The sequence below is a fragment of the Streptomyces sp. HB132 genome (assembly GCF_016909575.1).
In the GTDB taxonomy this organism is placed as follows: Bacteria; Actinomycetota; Actinomycetes; order Streptomycetales; family Streptomycetaceae; genus Streptomyces.
In genome coordinates, this window is sequence record NZ_JAFBGA010000001.1 from 893,495 (window position 1) to 903,171 (window position 9,677).

Here is a 9,677-nt window from a genome sequence, read left to right on the forward strand (position 1 = left end):
CGGCCCGCCCCGTACGGACCGGCCCCGACGGTGCACCGACAGGCCGTTCCCGTACTGTCGTTCCATGCCACGCCGCACCGCGACGATGCTCGCCTCCACCCTCGTTCTGATCGCGCTGCTCTGCGCAGGCGTGCTGATCCGCGTGCCGTACTCGGAGATGTCCCCCGGCCCGACCGTCAACACGCTCGGCGATGCCCGTGGCGAGCCGGTTCTGCACATCAGCGGCCACAAGACGTATCCGACGTCGGGGAACCTCAACATGACGACGGTCCGTGTCACCGGCGCGGACTACGACATGAACATCGTCGAGGCCGTCTACGGCTGGCTGGCCCATGACAGCGTGATCGTGCCCCACGACACCCTCTACCCGGACGGCAAGACGGAGGAGCAGTCGACACAGGAGAACGCGGAGGAGTTCAGCCAGTCCCAGGAGAGCGCCAAGGTCGCCGCCCTGGAGGAGCTGAAGATCCCCGTGACCTCCCGCGTGGTGGTCTCCACGGTCGTCAAGGACAGCGCAGCCGAGGGTGTGCTGCACGCGGGCGACGTGATCCGGGCCGTGGACGGCACGGCGGTCGAACAGCCGGGGGACGTGGCGAAGCTCGTCACGAAGCACGAGCCGGGTGAGGACGTCGTCTTCACCATCGTTCCCGCCAAGACCGCGGCCGCCGCCGAGAAGGCGGGCAAGGAGCCCAAGGGCTCTCGCGATGTCACCCTCACCACGCGGAAGGCGCCCGCGGACCCCTCGGATCCCTCGCCGGAGGACCGGGCGATCGTCGGGATCCAGGCAGGGACGGACCACACGTTCCCGTTCGAGATCGACATCAAGCTGGCCGACGTCGGCGGCCCGAGCGCCGGACTGATGTTCTCGCTCGGCATCATCGACAAACTGACGCCCGGAAAGCTCACGGGCGGTGAATTCATCGCCGGCACCGGAACCATCGACGACAAGGGCGAGGTGGGTCCCATCGGCGGGATCAACATGAAGCTCGTCGGCGCCCGTGACGCGGGTGCCCGGTACTTCCTGACCCCGGACGACAACTGCGCCGCCGCGGCGTCCGACACCCCGGGGGGCCTGACCCTGGTGAGGGTCAAGACCCTCGACGACGCCAAGAAGTCCCTGGAGAAGATCCGCGCGGGGGACGCGGCCGGCCTGCCGAGCTGCTCGACGGGCTGAGGCCGGCCCCCGCCTCGGGGTCAGGACTCGAACGTGGCCGCGAGTGCCTCGGCCAGCCCCGGGACCAGCCCCGCACCGGTCAGGACCTCGGTCGGGGAGTCCTTCTCCCGCAGTCGCACGGCGGAGTCCCGCGCCCCGTCCCGCAGCACCGCCACGGTCATCCGCACCTCCTGGCGGTCGGGGTGCCCGGCGACCCATTCGGTCAGCTGGGCGTCGGTCAGACCGTCCGGCACGGACGTCTCCGCGGACGGCGGCAGCATCATGCGCTCCACGGTCATGGCGCAGCCGACGACGGCATCGGGCCAGGCGATCGTGGCGAGGAACTCGTCCAGCGCGGTGCCGGCGGGGAGCTCCTCCTGCTCGACCGGGGTGAGCGTGGCGGTCGTGGAAGCGGTGTCGTCGAGGCCGAGCTGGGCGGCGAGGCCCGGCTCGTGGGCACGCAGTCGGGCGGTGTCGACCAGGGCGAACAGCCTGGCCGGCTGGTCCCAGCCGAGGCTCGCGGCGTAGGTGTCGATCTCGAGTACGGCGACGGTCAGTGGGCTCGCGGCCATCGGAGGGCCTGAGGGGGAAACATTGGGCATGCCCAACATCCTGCCTCCTTCCGCCCCGGTAACGGGAACTAGGTAAAGCCTCAGTAAGTTGCATAGGTGGGCTCTACGATCGCTGGGCCTGCTTCACACGACCGCGAACTTCGAGGTGCGCACGTTGGCTTTCCAGATGCCGGACCGCGGCGGAGGCCCGACCGGGCCACGGATCAGAGTCGGCCGCCCGTCCCGGCGCGTCCGTACCCTGCTCATGACTTTGGGGGTCCTGGCGGTTCTCGCCATGGCCTTCGTCATGTTCGCCGGGTTCTGGACGGACTGGCTCTGGTACAGGTCGGTCGCGTATTCGTCTGTATTCACCACCACTCTGTGGACCAAGATCGGTCTGTTCCTCGTCTTCGGACTGCTGATGGCCGTCGCCATCGGTGTGAACGTCTGGCTCGCGCACCGGCTCCGGCCGCCGCTGAGCGCGATGTCTCTGGAACAGCAGAGCCTGGACCGCTACCGGATGAGCGTCGCCCCGTACAAGAAATGGGTGCTGCTCGCCGTCACCGCGCTCGTCGGGCTGATCGCCGGAGCCTCCGCGTCCAGCCAGTGGCGCACGTGGCTCATGTATGTCAACGGCGTGCCGTTCGGCCAGAAGGACCCCCAGTTCAAGCTGGACGTCTCCTTCTACGCCTTCGACCTGCCGTGGTACCGCTTCATGCTCGGCTTCGGATTCGCGGCAGTGGTGCTGTCGCTGATCGCGGCGGCGCTGACCCACTACCTCTACGGCGGACTCCGGGTCACCAGCCCCGGCGCGCGTGCCACGGGTGCGGCCACCGGTCATCTCTCCGTGCTGCTCGGTGTCTTCGTCTCGCTGAAGGCAGTGGCGTACTGGCTCGACCGCTACGGCCTGGCCGTGAAGTCCAGTGACTTCAAGGCCACGGACAACTGGACCGGCCTGCGGTACGTCGACGCCAACGCCTACCTGCCGGCGAAGACGATCCTGTTCTGCATCGCCGTCATCTGTGCGGTGCTCTTCTTCGCGACCCTCTGGCGCCGCACCTGGCAGCTGCCGGTGATCGGCTTCGGCCTGATGGTGCTGTCGGCGATCCTGATCGGCGGCCTCTACCCGGCGATCGTGCAGAAGTTCCAGGTCCAGCCCAACGAGCAGGCCAAGGAAGCGCCGTTCATCCGGAAGAACATCGACGCGACCCGTGATGCCTACGACATCGACGACGCGCAGGTGGACGACTACTCCGGCAAGGGCACGACGACCGACGAGGCCAAGCTGCGCGCCTCCGCGGGCGAGGCCGCCAGCTACCGGGTGATGGACCCGAACGTCGTCTCGCCGGCCTTCCAACAACTCCAGCAGAAGAGGAACTACTACCAGTTCCCGGAGACGCTGGACGTCGACCGCTACAAGGGTGAGGACGGTAAGGAGCAGGACACCGTCATCGGCCTGCGCGAGCTCAACCTCGACGGCCTCCCCAAGCGGAACTGGATCAACGACCACTTCACGTACACCCACGGCTACGGCGCCATCGCGGCCCGCGGCACCACGACGGGTACCAACCCGACGGGTTCCCCGGACTTCACGGAGTCGGGCCTGCCGACCACCGGCGAGCTGGGGGAGTACGAGCAGCGGGTTTACTACGGCGAGAAGACCGAGCAGTACTCCATCGTCGGCGGGCCCCAGAAGGAGCTCGACTACGAGGAGGACGGCGAGAAGACCACCAGCTACAAGGGCAAGAGCGGGGTCAGTCTCTCCAACGCCTTCAACCGCGCCGCCTACGCCGTGTCGTTCAGCGAGCCGCAGATACTGTATTCCGGGGCCATCGGGGACGGTTCGCGCATCCTGTACAACCGGACGCCCAAGGAACGCGTCGAGGCGGTCGCCCCCTGGCTGACCATCGACGGTGACGCCTATCCGGCCGTGGTCGGCAAGCGGATCCAGTGGGTCGTCGACGCCTACACCACGACCAACGGCTACCCGTACGCCTCGCGTACGACCCTGGGTGACACCACGGCCGACTCGCTGACCACCAACCAGCGCGCGGTCGTCGCCCAGCAGAACCAGGTCAACTACATCCGCAACTCGGTGAAGGCCACCGTCGACGCGTACACCGGAAAGGTCACGCTCTACGAGTGGGACACCAAGGACCCGGTGCTCAAGACGTGGCGCAAGGCCTTCCCCGGAACCGTGAAGTCCCGGGGCGACATCCCGCAGGACCTGATGGACCACCTGCGCTACCCGCAGGACCTGTTCAAGGTCCAGCGCGAGCTGCTCACGCGCTACCACGTCCAGGACCCGGCGCAGTTCTACAGCGGAAGTGACGCCTGGCAGGTGCCGGACGACCCCACCAACAAGGAGCCCGGGGCCGTTCCGCCGTACTACCTGAGCATGAAGATGCCGGGTCAGGACACGCAGAAGTTCTCGCTGACCACGACGTTCACCCCGAGGGGGCGCCCCAACCTGGGGGCGTTCATGGCGGTTGACGCCGACGCGGCCAGCAAGGACTACGGCACGATAAGACTGCTGAGAGTCACCACCACCGTGAAGGGCCCCGGCCAGGTACAGAGTGAGCTCAACGGCAACGACGACGTCGCCGAGTTCGTGAGGAACCTGAAGGGCACCGACTCGGACATCGAGTACGGCAACCTGCTGACGGTGCCGCTCGACGGAGGCTTCCTCTACATCGAACCGGTCTACACGCGCGGTGGCACGCAGAACTATCCGCTGCTGCGCAAGGTGGCCGCCTCGTACGGGTCGGAGATCGTCTTCGAGAACAGTCTCGGGGAGGCGCTCAACGCGGTCTTCGGCGTCGAGGGTTCCGATACGCCCACGGAGCCGACCGAGCCGCCGGGTGACACCACCGAGCCGCCGGCCACCGGGGACGCCGCTCTGAAGGCGGCCATCGCGGACGCCCAGGAGGCCTACACGGCGGGCGAGGAGGCCCTCAAGAAGCAGGACTGGGAGGCCTACGGCAAGGCCCAGACCGACCTCCAGGACGCTCTCGAACGGGCCGCGGCCGCGCAGCCCAAGCCGGGCAGTGCCTCGGACACAGGCGGCGAGGGCTCCTCGGGTACCGAGAACGCCAACGCCAGGAAGCCACAGGACGGTGACCAGGGCAGCTGAGAAAGTTCCACCCCGCGTCGTGGTACGGTTTGAACACAACGACGCGGGGTGGAGCAGCTCGGTAGCTCGCTGGGCTCATAACCCAGAGGTCGCAGGTTCAAATCCTGTCCCCGCTACTGAAAGGTGAAGGCCCGGATCCTTTGGGATCCGGGCCTTTGTCGTGTCGTGGGACGGTTTTTCAACTTGTCGGAGTGAAGTGCGGTTCGCGGGGCACGAGTTGAACTCAGTCGTGTTTCACTTGTCTCTCTGTGGGCATGTCGATAAAACGCTGAAGTGACCTCACTGGCCGCGATATACCAGGTGTACGCGGGTTGCGGGTGGTGCGACGATGGTATTTATGGGGGACAGGGCAACTCTGTTGGAGACAGGGCGGTTTGTGCAGCGAAGCGGCCGGATGACGGAAAACATGGCAGATGCGGCATTCGCCGTTGCCCTGGCCGAAACAGCTGACACCGCCGACGACGGCTGTGAGGCCGCCGTCCTGACCGTGGGCACCACCGACACCGCCGATGGCGTTGCGAGGTTCCGGACCACCGGGCGAGCCACCGGGAGCGCGGACACCACCGACACCACCGACACCGCGGACGAGACCGAGGCGCGGCACCGGCGTGCCGCGGAAGCCGGAGACACCGCGTCGATGAGCGTTCTGGGCGCTCTCCTGCTGCGGCGCGGAGACCTGGACGGGGCCGAGGCGTATCTGCGCGCGGCCACGGCCGAGGGCGACCGGGCGGCCGCCAACAACCTCGGCGTGCTCCTCCACCAGAGGGGATACGCGGACGAGGCGGCCGGATGGTGGCGCATCGCCGCTGTCGCCGGGTCCGCGGCCGCTGCGCACGCCCTCGGGCGCCACTTCAGGGAGCGCGGCGACGAGCCGGGCGCCGAGTACTGGCTCCGCCAGTCCGCAGAGCAGGGGCACGCTCTGGGCGCGTACGCGTTGGCCGACCTGCTGGAACACCGTGGGGACACGGGCGCCGAGCGCTGGCTGCGCGCCGCCGCGGAACAGGGGCACCGGGAAGCCGCGTACCGCCTCGCGCGGACGATCGAGCGCAATGCCGTCGGCGACGCGCATGACGCCTTCGGGCTCGGCCGCGTCGTGGGCGAAGTCCGCCGGGGGCTGGACGCCGGTACGCCGGCGAAGCCGGACAGTCCCGTCGCGGGTCCCGACTCCGAGCGTGTCGGCGAGGCCGAGCAGTGGTACCGCCAGGCCGCGGCGCGCGGGCACCGCCGTGCGGCCCTGCACCTCGGGGCCATCCTCGAACAGCGCGGCGAGCTGAAGGACGCCGGCCGCTGGTATCTCACCGCGGCCAAGGACGGTGAGCCCCGGGCGGCCTGCGCCCTCGGTTTCCTGCTGCGCGACGCGGGTGACGAGGAGAGCGCGGCGGTGTGGTGGCTGCGTGCCGCCCAGGACGGCGACGGCAACGCCGCCAACGCGCTGGGCGCGCTGCACGCCGCCAGGGGTGAACAGCAGACCGCGGAGCGCTGGTACCGCGCCGCCATGGACGCCGGTGACGTCAACGGCGCGTACAACCTCGGCCTGCTGTGCGCCGCCCAGGACCGGATACCGCAGGCCGAGCAGTGGTACCGCCGGGCTGCCTACGCCGGTCACCGTGAGGCGGCGAACGCGCTGGCCGTGCTGCTGCTCCAGGCCGGGGACGCGACCGGGGCCGAGCCCTGGTTCTCCAAGGCCGCGGAGGCGGGCAGCGTGGACGCGGCCTTCAACCTCGGCATCCTGCACGCCGGGCGGGACGAGGACCGCACTGCGATCGGCTGGTACCAGCGTGCGGCCGCGGCCGGGCACACCGATGCCGCGCTGCAGGTCGGCATGGCGCTGCTGCGGGACGGCGACGAGCGGGAGGCGGAGCGCCACCTGCGTTGCGCCGCGGGCGGCGGCAGCGCGGAGGCCGCCTTCCGGCTGGCGGGCGTCCTCGACCGGCGCCAGCCGGCGCCGGGCCCTCCCGCACTGGGGGAGCCGATGCCCGAGAGGACCGAGTGTGAGGAGTGGTACGAGAGAGCGGCCGAGCAGGGGCACCGCCGCGCCCAGGTCAGGGCCGGGATGCTCGCGGCCGCGCGCGGCGACATGGCGAGCGCCGCGCGCTGGTACCGCGAGGCCGCCGAGTCCGGCAGCCGCAACGGGGCCTTCAACCTCGGCCTGCTGCTGGCCCGTGAGGGCAGCGAGCGCGAGGCGGCCCTGTGGTGGAGCCGCGCGGCCAACGACGGGCACGGCAGGGCCGCCCTGCGCCTCGCGCTGCTCGCCGCCCGGCGGGGCGAGCTCACCGAGGGGCAGCGCTGGTGCGCGCGTGCCGTCGAGCTCGGTCCGGCGGAGGTGACCGAGCGGGCCGCGCGCCTGCTGGAGGCCCTGCAGCAGGAGCTCACCGCGTGATGACGGCAGGGCCGGCCGTCGAAGGCCCCGCACGCGTGTCCCACGAATGAATTTGCTCCGGTCGGTGGGAGTACCGTACTGTTGCACTCACAACGACGCGGGGTGGAGCAGCTCGGTAGCTCGCTGGGCTCATAACCCAGAGGTCGCAGGTTCAAATCCTGTCCCCGCTACTGAAAGACAGAGGCCCGGAACCTTCCAAGGTTCCGGGCCTCTGTCGTATGCCCGCGCAAAGGCCGGCGGCCGCCTGGAGGAGGGCGGCCCTGCGGTGCCCCTCCGTCAGGCGGTGGCGGAACAGTTCGGGCAGATGCCGCGGTAGGTCACCTCGACGTCCGAGACAGTGAAACCGAAGCGCTCGTCGTCCGGCAGGTCCGCCAGTGGATCACCGGACGGGTGCACGTCCCGGATCGCTCCGCAGCGGCCGCACACCAGGTGGTGGTGGGGGCGGTGGGCGTTCGGGTCGTACCGCTTCGCCCGGCGGTCGGTCGAGACCTCGATGACCTCCCCGAGGGACACCATCTCGCCCAGCGTGTTGTACACGGTGGCACGGGAGATCTCGGGCAACCGGTCGACGGCCCTCGCGTGGACCTCGTCCGCCGTCAGGTGCACATGGTCCCCCTCGAGAACCTCGGCCACCACGCGCCGCTGTGCCGTCATGCGCCAGCCACGTCCACGAAGTCGTTCCAGGAGGTCACTCATGGGGCCCAGCCTAACAGTGGAGAGGCCGAGTCCCGAGTGGGTGTGACTTTAGATGGCAGTTGGACTTAGACAAAGTCCAATGTAGGATCAATGGCACATCGGCCAAGGGCAGGCTGCGGCCGAGGACGGACTGCACAGGGAACGACGCTGTGCGGGACATGACGCAGGAGGCGCGCGTGACTCAGGGACCGCTCACCACGGAGGCCGGCGCTCCGGTGGCCGACAATCAGAACAGCGAGACCGCCGGCCCGGGTGGACCGGTTCTCGTTCAGGACCAGGCGCTTCTCGAGAAGCTCGCCCACTTCAACCGCGAGCGCATCCCGGAGCGCGTCGTGCACGCCCGCGGTGCCGGCGCCTACGGCACCTTCACGCTGACCCGGGACGTCTCGCGGTGGACCCGGGCGAAGTTCCTCTCGGAGGTCGGCAAGGAGACCGAGACCTTCCTGCGCTTCTCCACCGTGGCGGGCAACCTCGGCTCCGCCGACGCCGCGCGCGACCCTCGCGGCTGGGCGCTGAAGTTCTACACCGAGGAGGGCAACTACGACCTCGTGGGCAACAACACCCCGGTGTTCTTCATCAGGGACGCCATCAAGTTCCCCGACTTCATCCACACCCAGAAGCGCGACCCGTACACCGGCTCGCAGGAGGCGGACAACGTCTGGGACTTCTGGGGTCTGTCGCCCGAGTCCACGCACCAGGTGACGTGGCTGTTCGGCGACCGCGGCATCCCGGCCTCGTACCGTCACATGAACGGCTACGGCTCGCACACGTTCCAGTGGAACAACGAGGCCGGTGAGGTCTTCTGGGTCAAGTACCACTTCAAGACCGACCAGGGCATCAAGAACCTCACCACGGAGGAGGCCGTCCGGCTCTCCGGTGTGGACCCGGACAGCCACCAGCGCGACCTGCGTGAGTCCATCGAGCGGGGAGAGTTCCCGAGCTGGACCGTGCAGGTGCAGATCATGCCCGCGGCCGAGGCGGCTGCGTACCGCTTCAACCCGTTCGACCTCACCAAGGTGTGGCCGCACGAGGACTACCCGCCGATCGAGATCGGCAAGCTGGAGCTCAACCGCAACCCGGAGAACGTCTTCGCCGAGGTCGAGCAGTCGATCTTCAGCCCGTCGCACTTCGTGCCCGGCATCGGCCCGTCCCCGGACAAGATGCTCCAGGGCCGCCTCTTCGCGTACGGCGACGCCCACCGCTACCGCGTCGGCATCAACGCCGACCACCTGCCGGTGAACCGCCCGCACGCCACCGAGGCGCGCACCAACAGCCGTGACGGCTACCTGTACGACGGCCGGCACAAGGGCGCGAAGAACTACGAGCCGAACAGCTTCGGCGGCCCGGCCCAGACGGACCGGCCGCTCTGGGAGGCCGTCCCCGTCACGGGTGGCACGGGTAACCACGAGGCGCCGCTCCACGCCGAGGACGACGACTTCGTCCAGGCCGGCAACCTCTACCGGCTGCTGTCCGAGGACGAGAAGGCCCGGCTGATCGACAACCTCGCCGGTTTCATCTCCCAGGTCTCCCGCGACGACATCGCCGAGCGGGCGGTCGGCAACTTCCGTCAGGCCGATGGAGACTTCGGCAAGCGGCTGGAAGCCGCGGTCCAGGCCCTGCGCGGCCGGTAGGTCCTTGTCGTCGGGGGGGGGGGGGGGGGCCCCCCGGGGGGGCCCCCCCCCCCCGCCCCCGGGCCCCCCCCCCCCGGGGGGGGGGGCCCCGGGTCGCCGGGGGGCTGGCTGGGGCCGGGCACCGGGGCGGCCC

The 9,677-nt window shown here is 69.5% G+C and carries 6 protein-coding genes and 2 tRNA genes; 6 read left to right on the forward strand and 2 right to left on the reverse strand.

Features of this window, described 5'->3' with window-relative positions:
- The first annotated feature begins 64 nt into the window (after positions 1 to 64).
- On the forward strand, positions 65 to 1,174 hold the full coding sequence (locus tag JOC24_RS04315) for a YlbL family protein (protein WP_205018725.1): 1,110 nt from the start codon (positions 65 to 67) through the stop codon (positions 1,172 to 1,174).
- Between the two features lie 20 nt (positions 1,175 to 1,194).
- Here JOC24_RS04315 and JOC24_RS04320 read toward each other — a convergent pair whose 3' ends face one another.
- Positions 1,195 to 1,764, reverse strand: coding sequence for a PPA1309 family protein (locus JOC24_RS04320; protein ID WP_239579431.1), 570 nt, complete (start codon positions 1,762 to 1,764; stop codon positions 1,195 to 1,197).
- 127 nt (positions 1,765 to 1,891) lie between these two features.
- On the opposite strand from JOC24_RS04320, the gene JOC24_RS04325 reads away from it, so the two are divergent.
- The 4 genes from JOC24_RS04325 (at position 1,892) to JOC24_RS04340 (ending at position 7,387) form a co-directional block, all read left to right on the forward strand.
- Positions 1,892 to 4,837: a UPF0182 family membrane protein gene (locus JOC24_RS04325; RefSeq protein WP_205018768.1), complete on the forward strand. Its 2,946-nt coding sequence runs from the start codon at positions 1,892 to 1,894 to the stop codon at positions 4,835 to 4,837.
- Positions 4,838 to 4,879: 42 nt separating this feature from the next.
- Positions 4,880 to 4,953: transfer RNA gene (locus JOC24_RS04330), tRNA-Met, on the forward strand.
- Positions 4,954 to 5,165: 212 nt separating this feature from the next.
- A complete protein-coding gene (locus JOC24_RS04335) occupies positions 5,166 to 7,217 on the forward strand; it encodes a tetratricopeptide repeat protein (RefSeq protein ID WP_205018726.1) in 2,052 nt (683 codons plus the stop codon).
- 96 nt (positions 7,218 to 7,313) lie between these two features.
- A tRNA-Met gene (locus tag JOC24_RS04340) sits at positions 7,314 to 7,387 on the forward strand.
- Between the two features lie 106 nt (positions 7,388 to 7,493).
- On the opposite strand, the gene JOC24_RS04345 is transcribed toward JOC24_RS04340, so the two are convergent.
- On the reverse strand, positions 7,494 to 7,913 hold the full coding sequence (locus JOC24_RS04345; protein WP_205018727.1) for a Fur family transcriptional regulator: 420 nt from the start codon (positions 7,911 to 7,913) through the stop codon (positions 7,494 to 7,496).
- A 158-nt stretch (positions 7,914 to 8,071) separates the two neighbouring features.
- On the opposite strand from JOC24_RS04345, the gene JOC24_RS04350 reads away from it, so the two are divergent.
- Positions 8,072 to 9,544 (forward strand): catalase, encoded by a 1,473-nt coding sequence (locus JOC24_RS04350; protein WP_205018770.1) that lies wholly within the window; start codon positions 8,072 to 8,074, stop codon positions 9,542 to 9,544.
- Positions 9,545 to 9,677 lie beyond the last annotated feature (133 nt).